Origin of the sequence: Phocaeicola salanitronis DSM 18170 (assembly GCF_000190575.1) — a bacterium.
GTDB lineage: Bacteria > Bacteroidota > Bacteroidia > Bacteroidales > Bacteroidaceae > Phocaeicola > Phocaeicola salanitronis.
The window spans coordinates 624565-643654 of the sequence record NC_015164.1; the positions used below are offsets into that span (position 1 = coordinate 624565).

The 19090-nt window shown below is 42.7% G+C and carries 18 protein-coding genes; 17 read left to right on the top strand and 1 reads right to left on the bottom strand.

What is annotated here, in order from left to right:
- The first annotated feature begins 11 nt into the window (after positions 1 to 11).
- From BACSA_RS02960 to BACSA_RS03000, 9 genes are all read left to right on the top strand, one after another.
- Positions 12 to 1010 (top strand): vWA domain-containing protein, encoded by a 999-nt coding sequence (locus tag BACSA_RS02960; RefSeq protein ID WP_013616641.1) that lies wholly within the window; start codon positions 12 to 14, stop codon positions 1008 to 1010.
- A gap of 14 nt (positions 1011 to 1024) precedes the next feature.
- Complete coding sequence (locus tag BACSA_RS02965; RefSeq protein ID WP_013616642.1) at positions 1025 to 2050, top strand: vWA domain-containing protein; 1026 nt, start codon at positions 1025 to 1027, stop codon at positions 2048 to 2050.
- Position 2051: 1 nt separating this feature from the next.
- The gene (locus tag BACSA_RS02970) at positions 2052 to 2747 is read left to right on the top strand and encodes a tetratricopeptide repeat protein (RefSeq protein ID WP_013616643.1); all 696 of its coding nucleotides are present in this window, start codon (positions 2052 to 2054) and stop codon (positions 2745 to 2747) included.
- A gap of 50 nt (positions 2748 to 2797) precedes the next feature.
- Complete coding sequence (locus tag BACSA_RS02975; RefSeq protein WP_041584198.1) at positions 2798 to 4624, top strand: BatD family protein; 1827 nt, start codon at positions 2798 to 2800, stop codon at positions 4622 to 4624.
- A 22-nt stretch (positions 4625 to 4646) separates the two neighbouring features.
- Positions 4647 to 5399, top strand: a complete 753-nt coding sequence (locus BACSA_RS02980; RefSeq protein ID WP_041584199.1) for a tetratricopeptide repeat protein — start codon at positions 4647 to 4649, stop codon at positions 5397 to 5399.
- 17 nt (positions 5400 to 5416) lie between these two features.
- On the top strand, positions 5417 to 6124 hold the full coding sequence (locus BACSA_RS02985) for a phosphatase PAP2 family protein (protein ID WP_041583857.1): 708 nt from the start codon (positions 5417 to 5419) through the stop codon (positions 6122 to 6124).
- Between the two features lie 129 nt (positions 6125 to 6253).
- Entirely contained in the window at positions 6254 to 6511 is a 258-nt protein-coding gene (locus tag BACSA_RS02990; protein WP_013616647.1) for a hypothetical protein, read from the top strand.
- Between the two features lie 83 nt (positions 6512 to 6594).
- Entirely contained in the window at positions 6595 to 7722 is a 1128-nt protein-coding gene (locus BACSA_RS02995; protein WP_013616648.1) for a universal stress protein, read from the top strand.
- Positions 7723 to 7734: 12 nt separating this feature from the next.
- A complete protein-coding gene (locus BACSA_RS03000) occupies positions 7735 to 8049 on the top strand; it encodes a YbjQ family protein (RefSeq protein ID WP_013616649.1) in 315 nt (104 codons plus the stop codon).
- A gap of 281 nt (positions 8050 to 8330) precedes the next feature.
- Here BACSA_RS03000 and BACSA_RS20055 read toward each other — a convergent pair whose 3' ends face one another.
- The gene (locus BACSA_RS20055) at positions 8331 to 8501 is read right to left on the bottom strand and encodes a hypothetical protein (RefSeq protein WP_158098149.1); all 171 of its coding nucleotides are present in this window, start codon (positions 8499 to 8501) and stop codon (positions 8331 to 8333) included.
- Between the two features lie 121 nt (positions 8502 to 8622).
- Between BACSA_RS20055 and BACSA_RS03005 the strand changes: the two genes are divergently transcribed.
- From BACSA_RS03005 to BACSA_RS03040, 8 genes are all read left to right on the top strand, one after another.
- Positions 8623 to 8982 carry a hypothetical protein gene (locus tag BACSA_RS03005; protein WP_013616650.1) on the top strand — a complete coding sequence of 120 codons (360 nt, stop codon included), beginning with the start codon at positions 8623 to 8625 and terminating at the stop codon, positions 8980 to 8982.
- 8 nt (positions 8983 to 8990) lie between these two features.
- The gene (locus tag BACSA_RS03010) at positions 8991 to 9947 is read left to right on the top strand and encodes an IS3 family transposase (protein ID WP_262501264.1); all 957 of its coding nucleotides are present in this window, start codon (positions 8991 to 8993) and stop codon (positions 9945 to 9947) included.
- A gap of 573 nt (positions 9948 to 10520) precedes the next feature.
- Positions 10521 to 11096, top strand: a complete 576-nt coding sequence (locus BACSA_RS03015; RefSeq protein WP_013616653.1) for a DUF3575 domain-containing protein — start codon at positions 10521 to 10523, stop codon at positions 11094 to 11096.
- Between the two features lie 12 nt (positions 11097 to 11108).
- The gene (locus tag BACSA_RS03020; RefSeq protein ID WP_013616654.1) at positions 11109 to 12524 is read left to right on the top strand and encodes a DUF3868 domain-containing protein; all 1416 of its coding nucleotides are present in this window, start codon (positions 11109 to 11111) and stop codon (positions 12522 to 12524) included.
- A gap of 35 nt (positions 12525 to 12559) precedes the next feature.
- A complete protein-coding gene (locus tag BACSA_RS03025) occupies positions 12560 to 14206 on the top strand; it encodes an Mfa1 family fimbria major subunit (protein ID WP_013616655.1) in 1647 nt (548 codons plus the stop codon).
- Positions 14207 to 14222: 16 nt separating this feature from the next.
- Positions 14223 to 15227 carry a FimB/Mfa2 family fimbrial subunit gene (locus BACSA_RS03030; RefSeq protein ID WP_013616656.1) on the top strand — a complete coding sequence of 335 codons (1005 nt, stop codon included), beginning with the start codon at positions 14223 to 14225 and terminating at the stop codon, positions 15225 to 15227.
- Between the two features lie 9 nt (positions 15228 to 15236).
- A complete protein-coding gene (locus BACSA_RS03035; RefSeq protein WP_013616657.1) occupies positions 15237 to 16346 on the top strand; it encodes a FimB/Mfa2 family fimbrial subunit in 1110 nt (369 codons plus the stop codon).
- A 5-nt stretch (positions 16347 to 16351) separates the two neighbouring features.
- On the top strand, positions 16352 to 18718 hold the full coding sequence (locus BACSA_RS03040; protein WP_065757455.1) for a DUF4906 domain-containing protein: 2367 nt from the start codon (positions 16352 to 16354) through the stop codon (positions 18716 to 18718).
- Positions 18719 to 19090: the final 372 nt, after the last annotated feature.

The following is a 19090-nucleotide window of genomic DNA, read 5'->3' on the forward strand; positions in this document are numbered from 1 at the left end:
TATTAAGAATCATGATTTTTGCAAATATTGAATATCTGTTTTTATTGCTTTTGCTGATACCTTATATCGTATGGTATTTTATGCGAAGAAAAAAGACAGAGCCTACCATGCAGGTTTCAACAACCCGCATGTATATGAATGCTCCGCAAAGTTGGAAGGTATATTTGCTTCATGCGCCTTTCTTGCTGCGCATCGTAACTTTTATAATGATTGTATTGGTATTGGCTCGTCCGCAAACTACTGATAATTGGCAAAATACGGAAATTGAAGGCATTGATATCATGTTGGCTGTCGATGTTTCTACCAGTATGCTTGCCGAAGATTTGAAGCCCAATCGTTTGGAAGCGGCAAAACAAGTGGCAGCACAGTTTATTAACGGACGCCCTAATGACAATATCGGACTGACTATTTTTGCGGGGGAAGCTTTTACACAATGCCCGTTGACTATCGATCACGGTGTCTTGTTGAATTTGTTTGGCAGCATAAAGGGAGACATCGCTCAACGGGGACTGATAGAAGACGGAACGGCAATCGGTATGGGGTTGGCGAATTCCATCAGCCGCCTGAAAGACAGCAAGGCTAAATCAAAAGTCATAATTTTATTGACTGACGGAAGTAATAACCGAGGAGACATTTCCCCCCTTACAGCAGCCGAAATAGCCAAGCAGTTTGGCATACGTGTTTATACGATTGGAGTTGGGACAAATGGGACTGCTCCTTATCCGATGCCTACGTATGCAGGCGTTCAATATGTAAATGTACCTGTGGAAATCGATGAACAGACCTTGATTCAAATTGCCAGTACAACGAATGGAAACTATTTTCGTGCGACAAGCAATTCGAAGTTGAAAGAAGTCTATGAGGAAATCGATAAGCTGGAGAAGACAAAATTAAACGTAAAGGAGTTCAGTAAACGTGAAGAGGCTTATACACCGTTTGCCTTAGTGGCATTTTTGTGTATCTTGCTGGAACTTGTTTTGCGTAATACTATATTAAAGAAAATACCTTAAAATCAAGAAGTGTCATGTTTCGATTTGGAGAACCGATTTATTTATATTTACTCATTGTGTTGCCGGTATTGGTGATTTTGTATTTATATTCCAATTACCGGAGACGCAAGAAGATTCGCCAATATGGCAGTCCGGAATTATTAATGCATTTGATGCCGGATGTATCAAAATATCGTCCTGATGTGAAGTTTTGGCTGGTTTTTTCAGCTTTAGCCATGGTTATTTTTATGTTAGCGCGTCCACAGTTTGGTTCAAAGATGGAAACGGTTAAACGTCAGGGAGTTGAAACTGTAGTTGCACTTGACATCTCCAATTCAATGTTGGCAGAAGACGTAACTCCAAGCCGATTGGAGAAATCGAAGAAATTGATTTCACGCCTTGTTGAAACATTTAATAATGACAAAGTTGCCATGATTGTATTTGCTGGTGAAGCGTTTACCCAACTTCCCATAACCAGTGATTATATTTCTGCTAAAATGTTTCTTGAAACAATAACTCCTTCTCTTATTTCTACACAAGGTACAGATATTCGGGGGGCAATTGATTTGGCAATGAAAAGCTTTACTCCAAACGAGGGGGTAGGGCGTGCTATTGTATTGATAACTGATGGCGAAAATCATGAAGGAGGAGCCGTTGAAGCCGCACAGGAAGCAGCAAAGAAAGGCGTGCGTGTCTTTGTGTTAGGGGTAGGTTCTCCTGACGGTTCACCGATTCCTACAGGCAACGGAAGCGAGTTTCGCAGGGATAAAGACGGCAATGTCATTGTTACGAAACTCAACGAACAGATGTGTCAAGAGATTGCGAAAGCAGGGAATGGCATGTATGTACGGGTAGACAATACGAATAATGCTGAACGTGCGTTGAATGCGGAAATCAACAAACTGGCAAAGGCTGATGTCGAAACACAGATATTTACAGAATTTGATGAACAGTTTCATGTGTTGGCGTGGATTGCATTGATTTTGTTAGCCGTTGATTTAATGATATTGGAACGGAGAAATCCGCTTTTCAAGAATGTGAAACTATTTAAACAGGACTAAGATGTTACGAAAGGGATTTGTCATATTAGGGCTTTTCTTGGTTTCAGCCATGGCGTATGGGCAAAAAAATGAACGCGATTATTTGCGTAGCGGAAACAAGTTGTATAAGGACAGTACATTTGTGAAAGCGGAAGTAGACTATCGTAAAGCTTTGGAATTGGAACCAAAATCAACTGATGCCATTTATAATTTAGGAAATTCGCTATTGATGCAGCAAAAAGCAAAAGAAGCGATGGAGCAGTATGAAAAGGCATCACATCTGGAAAAGGATAAAATGAAATTGGCGCAGATTTATCATAATATGGGAGTGATCCTGCAATCGTCCAAACAATTGCCGCAATGTATAGAAGCATATAAAGAGGCATTGCGAAATAACCCTAAAGATGATGAAACACGCTATAACCTGGCTCTTGCACAAAAGCAATTGAAGGACCAGCAGCAACAGCAGCAAAATCAAGACCAGCAACAGGAACAGAAACAAGACCAAAAGCAAGACAAGAAAGAGCAGAATAAAGACCAACAAGACCAGAAAAAGCAGGAACAACAACAAAATCAGCAACAGCAGCAACAGAATCAAATGTCAAAAGATAATGCAGAACAACTGTTGAGAGCTGCCATGCAAGATGAAAAGAATGTACAGGATAAAGTGAAGAAAGGCATTCGTGTAGAAGGCCGCAAGTTGGAGAAGGATTGGTAATTCTTAATAAAAAATGGAGAATGAAGACTTATAAAAAACAGACACATACAATGAGACAATTGATTTTCTTTCTATTGTTAGCCATAACTGTTTTGCCAATACAAGCAAAAAATGATGTTACGCTGGTTGCTGAAGCTCCAGATGTAGTGGTAAGCGGTGATCAGTTCCGGCTGACTTTTACAGTCAATACGCAAAAGGGGAAAGACTTTTTGGCTCCTTCCATCAGTGGATTTGATGTGCTGATGGGACCGAGCCGCTCACAACAGAGCAGTACACAAATCATTAATGGCAAAGTATCTTCAAGCAGTGCCATTACTTATACCTATATATTGATGGCTGGGAAGGAAGGGACGTATACCATTCCGGCTGCCAGTATTGAAGTAGACGGTAAGAAAATATTTTCGAATGCGCTTACGATTAAAGTGCTTCCTCCCGATCAGTCGGCTGGCAATCAGCAGTCAGGGCAGGGCCAGAGTAATTCTTCACGTGGGCAAATAGCTGGAGGCAAGATTAGTGATAAGGATTTGTTTATTACGGCTACTGCTGCCAAGACCACAGTCTATGAACAAGAAGCTATCCTATTGACATATAAGGTGTATACATTGGTAAACTTGCGCCAATTGTACGGGAAAATGCCGGATTTGAAAGGTTTTCATACGCAAGAGATAGAATTGCCGCAACAGAAGACTTTTTCACTGGAGCATTACAACGGACGTAATTATAATACTACGATATGGAGTCAATACGTTCTTTTCCCTCAACAGACGGGTAAGTTAGAGATACCTTCCATTACATTTGAAGGAATTGTGGCGCAGCAAACTATTTCAGATGACCCGTTTGATGCATTTTTCAATGGTGGAGGATATATTGAAGTCAAGAAAAAAATCGTTACTCCGAAAGTAACCATCAATGTCAAGCCGCTTCCTGCCAAACCAGATAATTTTTCTGGAGGTGTAGGCGAGTTTACCCTTTCGTCATCCATTAACGCGAAAGAAGTAAAGACGAATGATGCCGTAACCATTAAGCTGACAATCAAAGGGGCAGGAAATATGAAATTGATTAACACCCCGGAAGTGAAGTTCCCTGAAGACTTTGAAATATATGACCCGAAAGTGACAAACAACTTTGACGTATCGCGCGCAGGATTGTCTGGGACACAAACAATTGAGTATTTGGCTATTCCCCGCCATGCCGGAGATTTTACTATCCCGCAGGTAGAGTTCACTTACTTTGATTTGAAAAGCCAGGCGTATAAGACGCTGAAGACAGAAGAATATCATTTGAAAGTCGCAAAAGGCAAGGGTAATGCCGATCAGGTAATAGCAGATTTTACCAATAAGGAAAATGTAAAAGTATTAGGGCAAGATGTACGCTTTATTAAGTTGGGCGATACGGAATTGCTCCCGAAAGGCAAAGTGTTCTTTGGTACCACAGGGTATTGGTTAGGATATATAATTCCGTTCATCATATTTGTTGTTCTGGTTATCTTCTTCCGTAAACAAGCTGCTGAGAATGCGAATATAGCGAAAGTGAAGACCAAAAAAGCCAATAAAGTAGCGACAAAACGTATGAAATTGGCTGGCAAATTATTAGCGGAGAACAAGAAAAATGAGTTTTATGATGAAGTGTTGAAAGCCTTGTGGGGATACATTAGCGATAAATTGAGTATACCGGTTTCACAACTGTCAAAGGACAATATTGAAGCTGAACTTATGCGGTATGGTGTGTCAGATGAGGTGACAAAAACGTTCATAGATGCCCTTAATGAGTGTGAGTTTGCCCGTTATGCACCGGGAAATGAAAATGAGGCAATGGATAAAGTTTATGCGGCCTCAGTGGAAGCTATCAGCAAGATGGAAAATAGTATCAAACATTAAAATGGATAGGAGAGAAGGATATATGAAAAAGTTTTATATTCTGTTGGCTGTGTTCTTGTTAAGTGCAGTGCAATTAGTTTCTGCAGCAACAAAAGCGGAAGCCGACCAAGCTTATCAGGAGAATAAGTTTGCCGATGCGATTGCTGCATACGAAACCATATTGGGCACGGAAGGTGAATCAGCTGACATCTACTATAATTTAGGTAATTGCTACTACAAAACGAAGAATATCGCTAAGGCGGTCTTGAATTATGAGCGTGCATTGCTTCTGAATCCGGGCGATGCCGATATCCGTTTTAATTTAGAACTGGCAAGAAGCAAGACGGTTGATCAGATTACTCCTGCCAGCGAAGTCTTTATCGTGGCATGGATGAAAAATATTACAAATCTGATGAGCGAGAAAGAGTGGGGGGTAACAGCGCTTGTTTCCTTTTTGCTTTTATTGTTAGGCCTGGCACTGTATATCTTCGGAAATCGCATTGTACTGAAGAAAGTCGGGTTTGTGGGCGCTATTGTTTTTCTGATAATGTGTGTCAGCGCCAATTTGTTTGCACGTGGACAGAAAAATAAAATTGTCAATCGTACGGGAGCTATTGTCATGTCACCCACTATTACCGTTAAAAGTACGCCCAATGAAAGTGGTACAGATTTGTTTGTGCTCCATGAAGGGACAAAAATTTACATACAAGATAATTCTATGAAAGGTTGGAAAGAAATCCGGCTTGAAGATGGAAAAGAGGGATGGCTTCCGGCATCTGCCATTGAAGTAATATAATTTAGTTGGAAGTGATTATGGATATACAGCAATTAATAGAAATAGACCGTGACTTGTTATTGAAATGGAACGGAAGCGGCTCGCTGTTTTGGGATGGATTTATGTGGATTGTGTCTGATACCAAGACATGGATATTTGCCGCTGCTATGTTGCTGTATATCATATTCAAAAATACAAAATGGACGCATGGCATGCTTATCATAGTCATGCTGGCGTTAACTGTCACGTTGGCAGATCAGTTCGCTTCAGGTTTATGTAAACCTTTTTTTGAACGGTTCCGTCCTACACAAGACCCGGAGCTGATGTATTTGGTAGATGTGGTCAACGGGTATAGAGGGGGGCGTTACGGGTTTATGTCCAGTCATGCAGCCAATACGTTTGCTTTTGCATTGTTTATTTCTTTATTGATACGCAATGGATGGCTGACCTGTATTTTGTTTCTTTGGGCGGCAATACCTTCTTTTTCCCGTATTTATTTAGGTGTACATTATCCGGGAGATGTGTTGTGTGGAGCTGTGTCCGGATGTGTTATGGCTGTATTGGTTTATTGGCTGTATCATGCAATCAAAAAGAAATATTTCGAATGTCCTCAGTATATTTCCGGACAATATACATCAAGCGGGTTTGCAATAGCTGACATACACCTTTTCTATAGTGTTTTGCTTCTGACTTGTTTATACATTGTCGTTGCTGGAATGATGGTGTCTAAATACCTGCATTTTTAATCAGATTCTGACTAATTCTTCTGCTTTAAGAGAAAAACAGACGGATTTGTTTTGAAGATTCATTTTCTTTCACTACATTTATATCGTGAATTAACATCTTATTTGTCTAACTTTAAAATTTTGGCTACTATGAACAGAACAATAACTTTTAATGAACTTCGTAAAATAAAAGATTCATTGCCAAGCGGGAGTATGCACCGTATTGCTGACGAATTGAATATGAGTGTAGAAACGGTGCGTAATTTCTTTGGCGGACATAATTTTAAGGATGGGAAGAGTGTTGGCATCCATTTAGAGCCGGGACCGGATGGCGGTTTGGTAATGTTAGATGATACAACTGTATTGGATAAGGCTATTGCAATATTGAAAGAACAGCAATCTGTCTAAAAAGTAAGAAGTCTCGGTGAATAATATAATTATTTGCTGAGACTTTTAAATTCAGCATTTATAAACCTTTAAATCTTTGAGTTATGGAAGATAAACTTATAACATTAGCTATTCTGACGTACTCGAAAGCCCAAATACTGCAATCTGTATTGGAAAATGAAGGGATTGAGTCTTATATTCATAATGTGAACTTGATTCAACCGGTTATTTCATCAGGAGTACGGGTGCGTATAAAAGAAAGTGATTTGCCGCAAGCATTGAAAATCATTGAAAGTTCTTCGTGGCTGTCTTCTGAGATATTGCATGAAGAATCTCCTGCGTCTCCCAAAGCCTCACATGTCTTAATACCTATCGACTTTTCTCCTTATTCATTGAAAGCTTGTGATTTTGGTTTTCGTGTGGCTGCAAAGATGCATGTAGATGTGGTGTTATTGCATGTGCATTTTACTCCTATTTACATTCCAAGCTTGCAATATTCAACAGATAATTTCGGTATTCCGTCTATAGAGAATGCTGCAAACATGAGAAGTATAATGGAAACTGTCCATAAGGAAATGGAGGATTTGGCAAAAATAATAGACAAGAAAATAGAAGACGGCATTTATCCTAAGGTAAAATATACATGCCTGTTGCGCGAAGGCGTTCCGGAAGAAGAAATTTTGAGTTATGCCCGTCATGAGAAACCGCTTATCATTGTTATGGGTACGAGGGGAGAACACCAGGAAAATTTGGAATTGATAGGGAGCGTTACTGCTGAAGTCATAGAGCGCAGTCCGGTCTTTGTTTATGCAATTCCGGAACAGGCTCCTTCAAAATCTATAGAAGATATTCACAAGGTTGCTCTATTTACGAGCTTTGACCAACGCGATTTGATTGCTTTTGATTCGCTGATTAAGACATTCAAAGATAATCAGTTTGAAATAACATTTATTCATATTAATTCGCATGAAGAGAAGCGCACTTGGAATGAAATCACGCTGGCGGGAATTAAAGAATATTTTAAGAAACAATATCCACAATTGGAGTTTGATTATGTAGCTGTAGATGAGTCGCATTTATTAAATAACATAGACCAGTTTATACAAACGAATAAAATAGATGTAATTTGTACATCAAATTACAAACGGAATATTTTTGCCCGTCTGTTTAACCCAAGCATGGCGCGTAAGATGCTGTTCCATTCTAATACGCCGCTTTTAATAATAAAATAAATTTAAAGAATGATGTTATTGACAACGACAAATACAATTGAAGGCAAGCACATTACTCATTATTATGGGATTGTGTCAGGTGAAACGATTATTGGAGCAAATGTTTTCCGTGATCTTTTTGCAAGCATTCGCGATATAGTAGGCGGACGCAGCGGTTCTTATGAAAAAGTATTAAGGGAAGCTAAAGATACAGCTTTACGTGAAATGCAGGAACAAGCACAGACGCTGGGTGCCAACGCAGTAATCGGAGTCGATTTGGATTATGAAACGGTAAACGGTTCCATGTTAATGGTAACAGCGAGTGGTACGGCTGTGACGGTTGTATAATCGTAAGCATTTGATAAACTACAGGTATTAACCTTTTATAGTAAAACAAAATTGGTTTGCGAAAAATTCTTGATGTATTGTCATCCTGAACGAACGTGAAGGATCTCGTGTACATCCACGTGGGCGCATCCGAGATGCTTCACTTCGTTCAGCATGACAAATGATTTTTTCGCAATTCATTTCTGATTGACTATATATACAACAATAGCGACTGTCACTATGTACCTACTAGTTGCAGTCGCTATTGTTTTGTTGAATCCTGCCCCTACAAAGCTATTAGGCTAAGAAGCTGTTTTGAATTTCTCCAAAAAGTTTTTCTTGGCTTGATGTGTTCGTTTTCGTGTGTGCTTTGGGCGATTTTTTGGTCCTTTTCGCTCCTGTTCTTCGTCAGATAGCCCGCTATCTTCCTCATCACAGAAGCGAAAATGCCTCAAAAACTCATCCCAAATCATCGCACGATAAATTCAAAACAGCTTCTAAATTGCGGACATCTATATTCATAAAAACATTTATACCACATACAGCCTTTGTCTTATTTTAGAAAAGGTTGACTCATAAATCAGAGTCAAGAAAATGAAAAAAGAAGAAAGTTTTGTGCACGATCATTCTTGCATCCGTGCAGTAGAGATTTACCGTTTGTGTAAAGTTGAGGGGTTGGACAATTCCGCCTTAATGAAAAAATTCGGCATAAGCCGTACGACTTTGTATCGTATATTGTCTACCTTTGAGCGTGAAAACCCTCAAATAGCAGAACAGATGAAACGTCAAGGAAAAGATGTGACTCCGGAAGATTACAAGCGTCTTCAGAATGAACTGGCCCGTTTGAAGAAAGAGCTTGAACGGGAACGCCTCCGCGCCGACTTCTATGAAGAGATGGTCGCATTCGGGGAGGAAGTATACGGCATACGGCTAAAAAAAGCTGGCACCAAGTAGCATGTAGGCTGCACGTCCGGGACAAGCGTCTTTACGGCATTGCCCCGATGTGCCGTCTGCTTGGTGTGAGCAAACAGGCCTACTACAAGCATGAGGACAAGCTTTTGCACCGCCTGGCGCTGGAATCTTTCGTTGTGGACTACGTCAGAGAGGTCCGCCGCAAGGATCCGGGCATAGGAGGAGGCAAGTTGTGGCAGATGTACAACCGCCGTTTCGGCACAGCCTGGCACGTGGGCTTCAACCGTTTTTATGCGATAATGGAACGCCACGGGCTTAAGCTCCGCCGCCGTAAGCGTCGTGCCGTGACGACCGATTCGCGCCACGGGCTTCCGGTCTATCCGAACCTGGTGAAAGCGCTGATACCCGATGCGCCCTGCCAGCTGATAGTGAGCGACATCACCTACATCGTATGCTGGACGGATCCGTTGACGGGGGAATACACGTTCTGCTACCTTTCGCTCATAACAGATTATTACACAAAGGAAATCGTGGGCTATAGCGTGGGCGAGACATTGGACTCCCGCTATCCCCTTGAAGCGCTGGAAATGGCCTTGCGGCACTATGGGGACAGGGACTTGAGCGGCCTGATCCACCATTCGGACCGGGGCGTACAATATGCCAGTTACGAGTACACGCGGCGTCTGAAGGAACGTCAGATCCGCATCAGCATGACCGAAAGCGGCAATCCGAAAGACAACGCGGTGGCCGAACGGGTGAACAACACGGTCAAGAATGAGCTGCTCGGCGGCATGACGTTCCTGAACATCACTCAGGTAAGGGAGGCGGTGAAGGCGGCGGTGGACTTTTATAACAACGAACGTCCCCACTGGAGCCTGGACGGCATGACGCCGGCCGAAGCCTCCCGGTGCAAGGGGGAGCTGAAGAAGAAGTGGACCAGTTTCCGGGAGAGAGCCATAAAAGGACAAAGCCGCCCACAGACTGGAAGCCTGCCGGCCTCCGGATGAAACTTACGTTTTTACCTTGTTATAGAGAGGAAGATGAAAATAAAAGCTTATCTTTGCCTCGAAAACGGAAAGGTAAACCCTTTTCATGAAAAAACGGCCACAGGGTTAACCCTGTGCATGAATAGTAATAATACGAGTCAACCCGTACTACGAATAAGACTTAAAGTAGTCAACCTTTTCTACAAAGCTACACTTTGTTTCCCTCAGAAGCCTGATAAATTTTATATTCCATGGGCTGGAACGTATATTCCACGCCGTGGAACGTACATTCCAGCCCATGGAATGTACGTTCCGCCAGCCGGAATATAAAACATAAGCAGCTGCTTGCAGAAAATCATCTATCCGATTACGGAACATCAGCCTTTTCATTTATTCTTTTATTTTTTTTGAAAAATTCAATAGATTCTGTTGTTGGTGCTAGATTTATTATATATCTTTGCCGCTGAAATAGGTTACTTCTATTTTATCGGACAGGTCTGATACACCTTTATATTATATATGTAATACATCTTCAAGGTGCAAGTTCCGATAAAACAGTAAGATTGATGGAGTAAGAATAAAAAGATATATGCTATGAAGCGTTTGCTTTTCGTCCTTTTGTCATGCATAGGACTGTCGGTTTCAGCGCAAAATTGGGCGGTGAAGACCAATCTGTTGTACGATATGACCGCGACCATGAATTTGGGAGCGGAAGTCCGTATGTCCCCACAGTGGACATTGGATGTATCCGCGAATTGGAATCCGTGGACCTTTTCCGACAACAAGAAGTGGAAACAGCTTGTTGTCCAGCCCGAGGCGCGCTATTGGTTTTGCGAGGCATTCAACGGTCACTTTGTAGGCGCGCACCTCTTGGGCGGCATCTACAACATGGGCAACTGGGATACCGATTTCACTTTCTTGGGCACCGATTTCGGCAAGCTGAAAGATTACCGTTTCGAAGGATGGATGGTGGGAATGGGCATTGCCTACGGATACCAATGGATGCTTTCCAAGCATTGGAGCGTAGAGGCGGAAATCGGTATCGGTTACGTGTATTCCCAATACGACAAGTACGACTGCGCCACGTGCGGCGAGACGTACGAACAGGATAAGCCCCATCATTATGTTGGCCCTACCAAGTTGGCTCTCAGCCTGATTTATGTCTTTTAATCTGCAATGCGTATGAAGAAAACAATCATTTATATCGGTTTCCTCTTGGCTTTTGCCGGAACGGCACAGGCGCAAGAAGGGTTGAAAGGAAGAATTACGGTCAACGATGTCAGTCTGTCTGTCGCTGGAGATTCGCTTCGTGTACAGATGGATATGGACTTCTCGGCATTGCATCTTCCGGCAAACCGTTCGGTTTCTTTATTGCCTTCCCTCCGTATGGATACGGCAATTGTCCGCCTGCCCGGAGTAGACGTCATGGGGCGCAGGCAATACATTCAGTGGCAACGGAACACCGGCAGGAGTGCGATGACGCAAGTGATACGGCGTTATAACGGCACGACGCAACACCTGCATTACCAGACTGCCGTCCCCATAGCGGAACGCCCGGGGCTGGTGCAAGTATACTTGGACGAAGATTCATGCGGATGCTTGCGCGAAGTGTTGGCGGACCGCAACCGCCTGCTTGCCGAACAAGACTTTACACCGGCTGTATTTACGCCACACTTTGTCTACGTCAGCCCACAGGCGGAAACCCGTAAGACACGCCACGAGAAAGGGGCAGCCTACGTTGACTTCCCCGTCAACAAGACCGACATACGTCCCGATTATCGCGGCAACCGGTCGGAACTGGCAAAGATAGAAAACACCATCAACCGCATCAAAGGCGATGCGGACGTGTCCATCAACCGCATTACCATCAAAGGATACGCTTCGCCCGAAGGGGCGTATGCCAACAACCGCCGGCTGGCGGAAGCACGTACCCGCTCGCTGGTAGACTATCTGAAAAAGGAATATCCGCTCGACGCTTCCCTGTTCCGGTTAGATTACGAGCCGGAAAACTGGGAAGGTCTGCGTGCTTACATTGCAAAGGGCAGCTTGCCCGAAAAGGATGCGTTGCTCAGCTTGATAGACAGCGGTTTGGAAGCCGATGCCAAAGAGCGCCGCTTGCGCACGGAATACCCCGAAGCATACCGCACGTTGTTGCGCGACTGCTTCCCGGCTTTGCGCCGTTCCGATTATGTAGTGGCGTATACCGTACGCGGTTTCGATGTGGAGGAAGCCCGGAAGCTGATTTGGAAAGAGCCGCAAAAGCTTTCGCTGCAAGAGATGTATGCTGTGGCGCAGACCTACGGAACGGGCAGCAAGGAATACAATGAAGTGTTCGAAACAGCGGTACGGCTTTTCCCCGATGATGAGGCGGCAAACCTGAATGCGGCGAATGCGGCGATGCAGCGAGGTGATACCGCAGGGGCTGCCCGCTATTTAGAGAAGGCAGGAGACAGCGCATCGGCTGATTACGCGCGTGGCATACTGGCGGCATTAAAAGGCGAGTATGATGCAGCGTCCGCTTACCTACAAAAAGCGAAAGCGGGAGGAATAACGGAAGCCGATGATGCTTTGCGCCAAATAGAAAGGATGAAGAAGTGAATTTTAACCGGATAGTAAATTAAAGAAAATAGATTATGAAAAGGTGGAGTTATTTATTCATGGCAATGGGTATCGCTACGGCATTTTCAGCTTGTAGCGATGAGGTTGACTTGTCAGCAAACAACGGAGGAGGTACAGAAGAAAGCACAAGCCAAGTGTTTATGCAATTCAATCTGGAACTTCCGGCAGTATCACGCAGCACTACGACTTCGGATGATGACGATGACTATGTTTCATCCGATGCAGGAGTGGAAATCGGGAAGGATTACGAAAACCAGGTTTCAGAAGTTTTGGTGGTAATCACAGATGCTACAGATGACAAGTTTATAACGAAAAGTTCTGTAGTAACCGCTACTCCTACAGCTAATAATACCACTTATGTAGTTCCATTCAGCACTACGGCATTGACAAGTTATGTAGGAAAATCTGTAAATGTATATGTTTACTGCAATCCGACACAAGAACTTAAAGAAGCAGAAAGCATCAATGTAAATATGATGACTTATGCATTGAAATCTGAAACTGATGAAACTATTTGGACTAACAATAAATTTTTGATGACCAATGCAGATGACGATTATGAGCGGACTTTGCCTGCCAATTTAGATGATTATAGAGTCGAGACCAATCCATTTGACTTAGAAACTATCAAAGTAGAGCGTGCCGCCGCCCGTTTTGATTATAAATCAACGGTTACTGACGAAACCTATACGTTAATGGAAGATGAAGAAGGAAAGCCGGAAGTAACAGTAACCTTAACGGATATGGCATTGGTAAACTTAAGCAAAGAGTTCTATTACCTGCGACGGGTATCTGCTGATGGAACCAATACATCTGCTACTATTGGTGGTACTGAAGTAGGTGGAACATCTGCTAATTATGTGGTAGATACGGATGCGGACTGGAAAAGTTCTTATTCTTCAGGCAGCGAATCTGACCATTTCTATTATATTTATCAGCCTAATGATGCCAGTGCTTCGACTTATGATTGGGATAGAATCACGGATGTTACAGGAACAAACGGAACAGATGATAACAATAATAGTTGGAATACAGATAACTCAAAAGGCGATTACAAAATCTGGTGTTACGCTACCGAAAACACGATTCCCGCTCAAGTTTCCAATCAGAAGAAAGGCATCACTACCGGGGTGGCTTTCAAAGGAGAAATTAAAGGCGTAAGTGAGGGTATGAAAACTTTGTTGAATGGTACCAATACCGTTTATGTATTCGATAACATCCTGTGGGGTACATGGGAGAACGTAGAAAAAGCCGCAGAAGCTACGGAAAGTGATAAAACAACTTTGGCAAATCCCTCATTGGCTGCTGCTTATAACGAAGCGACAAAAGAAGGTTACACAGACGCTAAAGCCGTAGCTGCCGGTTTCACCATATTCAGACCGAACACTACTGGGAAGTACGAAGTCCTTTACTATTATTGGAACCGTCATAACGATAACAACAATAACGGTTCCATGGGTCCCATGGAATTTGCCGTTGTGCGCAACAATGTGTATAAGCTGAGCGTAACGGGAGTGGATAAGTTCGGTCATCCTACAGACCCGGATGATGACCCCGACCCGGAAAATCCGGAAGACCCGGACGAAGAAGACGATGTTTACTTTAAAGTGGCAGTGGAGGTTCTTCCCTGGGTAGTACGCATCAATAATATTGAATTCTAATAAAAACGAGTAACCAATGAAACGGAGTATAATCCCGGTTGCAGGTGCGGCATTGCTGGCCGCATTGGTAACCTTCGCGTCATCCTCATGTGATACGGTCTATGACGATGACTTGCAGCCTTGCCCTACTGGCGTTTCCCTGCATTTTGTCTACGATTACAACATGGAATACGCCAATGCCTTTCCGGCAAAGGTAGATTGTATAACCCTTTATGTGTTCGACAGCGAGGGGAAACACGTCACCACTTGTACGGAAACCAGCGATGTGCTGAGCCGTGAAGATTATCGTATGCAGATTGACTTGGATGAGGGGGATTACCGTTTCATTGCCTATGGCGGGTTGGCTTGCCAAGCCCATTCTTTTGCGGTGGGGCAAGAACCGAAGCCGGGAACGCACTGGTCGGAATTGTCGGTCGAAATGGTGCACGATAACCTTACGTCCGCCCAAAAGTTGCACGATTTTTATTATGGGACGGCAGAAGGCAAGGTAGAGGAGAACGCCTATAAAGAGGTCACGCTCCGCCTGATGAAAAACACCAACAACCTCCGTGTGGTGCTTCAGCAGGTCAATGGCAAACCTTTGTCGGATGAAGACTTTACCTTCGCCGTGACCGATGACAACACGTTGTTTGACAACAGCAACAATCTGACAGCCAACGGAACGGTTACTTATTCGCCTTGGTCGCAAGGATGCCAGTCTGTAGGCGAGAATGAAGGAGAGGTGACGGTGGCATACGCCGAGTTTTCCACCTCAAGGCTGGTAAAAGAGGAAAGCCATCGTCCCCGCTTGTCCATCCGGCGTGCATCCGACGGGGAAAATATCATAGACATTCCGCTGATTGATTACCTGTTGCTGTTGAAAAGCGACGCATACAGCGAAATGGGCGAACAGGAGTTTCTGGACCGTGAAAGTGAATGGTCGTTGATATTCTTCTTAGATGACCGTGGGGAATGGCTGAAGACACAAATTGTGGTAAACGGCTGGGTAGTCCGGCTGAATGGAATGGTAATCGAATTTTAACGTACGGATATGAAAAGATGGTTTCTCTATATAGGTGCATGTTTGCTGGCGTTCGTCTGCTTTGCCTGTACGGGCGAAATGGAGGCAGACGGCAGTGGCAAGGAAAGGAGCATAAAACTCCAGTTGCAGCTTTCCTTGCCTATGGACGCATCTGCCCGTACGACACGCACGACATCCGGTTTTGAAGCAGGCAGCAAGTATGAAAACTACATCAATTTCAACGATGTAAACAGTTACCGGATCTATTTCTTCGATACAAACAACAACTATATTACCCGGTTTATTCCAACCAAGACCGTAATGACCGAAGCGACTGAATACACGTTGTATAGTGTGGAAGGGGAAGTGCCGGAGGATGTCCTCCGACATGCATCAAATAATGCAATGGATTTCAAGATTGTTGTTTTGGCGAATTGGGAAAATTACGAAGAACCTGAAGCAGGAAGCGCACTTAAAACGATTTGCAATGCGGATTGGGCACAATTCGAGATTTTAAAGTCTTTTGAACTGGGCGAAGAGAACCTTATCCCTTTCTATGGTGTCAACGAATACGAGGATGTACCGGTTCAGTATGGCGGAACCATCACTTTAAAAGAATCTATCCCATTGCTTCGTGCCATGGCGAAAGTGGAGGTAATACTCGACAAAGAAGACGAGTTGGACACGGAAGAGGTGTCTTTTAGCGATGTTACCCTTCACGGCTATAATTCAAAAGGTTATTGTGCTCCTATGAATGGTGCATATCCACAGAACGGGCACATTTTGCATTTGATTGGAGACCAGAACGAAGAGGGTTCAATCAATAAGACTATCCCTTTTTTACGAACCCAATCAGACAATAAAAAAGAAACATGGATAGCTTATGTCCCAGAGTATGACAATACATCGGACGAGGACAATGCCGCTTATATCGAACTTCGCTTTGATATTCAAACAGAAACGGATGAGAAAGATTTTGTCATTCACTTTGCGGATGATCAAACAGATATTGAGAATACATCTTTTGATATTACCCGCAACCACCTTTACCGTTTCAATGTAACGATAGACCCCAAAGGAAATTTGGCGGTTGAAGTGAATGATTGGGAAAATGTTTTTAATAATGATTTTATTTTCTAATGTTTATGAGGTATCTTGTATTTCTTTCTGCAATATTATGTGCAAATATTCTGTTAGGAAGCTGTTCCGAAGAAAAATTGGCAGCAGATAAAGAAACTTCTTCTAATTTTGAAGAAGGGGAATTGACATTGGCATCTCTCAAATTGGCTGTTAATAGTTTTGAAGTTGATGTACAATCTGATTCAAGAGCACCGGAAGAAGATACAGAGGCGGAAAGAGCTATCCATGATATTTGGGTATTTCAATTTGATGCAACAGAGAATCATAATCTGCTTATCTATCCTCGTTATTATACTATTGCTAATCAGTCGGAACTGGATAACCTTCAAGTGTGGCTGAAGCCCAACATCACGTCTACCGTTTATATAGTGGCAAATACCAACCAACCGAACTGGATAACCGACGAAACAGATGTTAGTTCTCGTGCAAATTTAGAAGCCCAAGAATTATATAATTTAGAACCCCAATTTACGAATGAAGGACAAAGCCTTTCCATTCCGATGACAGGATATAAAGACAATGTAATAATTAATGAAGAAAGTGGAACGGCAACGAATGAAGTTACTATTCCCGTCACCCGTATGTTTGCCAAATTGTGTGTAAAAGCAAATATAAACATTGATTATATGACATTGCGTTCTATAGCTATCAGCCGAATCCCTAAAGCCAGCAAAGTGACTGCACGGACAGGAGAAGGTGATGATAAAACAGACTATCAAAACGGATATTATTACTGGAACACAACGACTTTCGATTTAAATGGTGAAGAAGAACATATAGTATATGTTGCGGAAAATATGCAAGGAATCATAGAAGAAGATAATAACTCAGGAAAAAATGAAGGAAATGCTCCGGCAAAAGCCCTTCGATTGACCGTTGAAGTAGACAGAAAAGATCCGGTTACCGGAGATAATACACACCCCAATTATGTCGTTTATCCTGGAGGAAATGTATTAACAGATTTCAATATTAAACGGAATTGTATTTATAATGTAACCATTAACATAACCTGGGATCAAGATGTGCATATACCTTCCTCTAATTGTTTTGTCGTAGTACCAGGCAATCTGCTTTCGTTCGAGCCTTATTATCGTGAAGAAAAAGGGGGAGGTTACAACTTCAAAGATTATCTGGATGTAAATGACGAAACAGGGAAAAAAGTCATTGACAAAGTGGAGATTATCTGGCAGTCAAAGGATGCTATTGGTGACAACTCTAATGGAGACCTTGTTTGGTATAATTCAGAGACACAAAAAATCTATGTTAAAACGAATACAGAAGGTAACGCATTAATAGCTGCTTACAACAAGGACGATGAGATTATTTGGTCATGGCATATTTGGGTAACAGACCATGACCCTGCCAATTTAAGCAATGCCGTCAGGTATACAACTTATGTGTGGGATAGTAATGGGATTTATCCTGACCGACCTCGAACTTCCGGATTGGAAGTCATGTCTTGCAACTTAGGGGCATTGGCTAATGAGCCGGAAAACGGTCAAGACACAAAACCTTTTGGGATGTTATATCAATGGGGACGGAAAGACCCATTTCCTCCTGTATTAAAAGGAAATCCTGGAAACTATACGGTTCAAAATGTAGGAGAATATTATGATAATTCCAATGAACAAGTTGTGGGGATGACTTCGGCTGTAGACTCGACCCAGCTTTTTCATTCAATATCAGGAACTTATATGTTAAACTTGAGTGACCCTGTATATTATGCGATTCAGCATCCCACTGTTTTTATATGTGGAACAAAAGAAGTTATGAAAGGAGAACAGTATGTAGAAAATATTTTAAATTATGTTGCGGAAGGGGATTGGAATCACAAACACGATGACAAACTATGGGGAGGATTACCGCCCGCAGATGATGGTAGCATGGAAAAATACACGATTAACTCACAAAGGAATGTACATATATATGATAATTATGGATCTTCAAAAACGATTTTTGACCCTTGTCCCTATGGCTGGAGAACAGCACCTGGCGAGTTATGGTTAGGATTTACTAAAACAGGACTTAATCCCACGAATTGGGATGAGGTCAATAATTATCCGGCACCAGGTTGGAATTCATCTTGGTGGGGTACTTATATTTATATGCAAAGTTGGAAAGGGGAAAACGGGAATGGTTACACTTATTTTCCTAATCAAGGAACTCGTGTAGGCGATGGATATGGCATAAGAGTTGGAAGTTGCGGGAATTACCATAATGCTACTACAGACAGTGATAACCGGGTAAATATTTTACATATTCATAATAGTGCAAGATTATTTCATATTTTTGAATTCGAATTTCCGATGTATTATGTCAAATCAGTCGCCGGCCCTATCCGCTGTGTTCGTGACCCCAATCCAGGACAATAATACTTTTGCTTATAAGAAACATTTTTATATCTCTATCAATAGATAATGGGGAAGCGTCCCCACACATTTTACTTAAATTAGTAATCTTTGGAAGCCGGTTCGCAGGGATGCGCGCCGGCTTCTTTATACCATCGTGATATAGAAATTTTAAAGGAACATATACTGCCAGTGCCTGCATCTCCTGCGCTGTTTCCGTAGAGACGATGTGCACATCGTCTCTACATTTGATGGCATAAGTATATGTACAAAATGAATCGACATCTCACCACAGAGGCTTTAAACTTTTTCCTCTGTGCCCTCTGTGGTGCACATCGTCTTTGCATTTTTCGGGTGGGGTCTTGATGTATCGTAAGCATTCTAAGAAATACACAT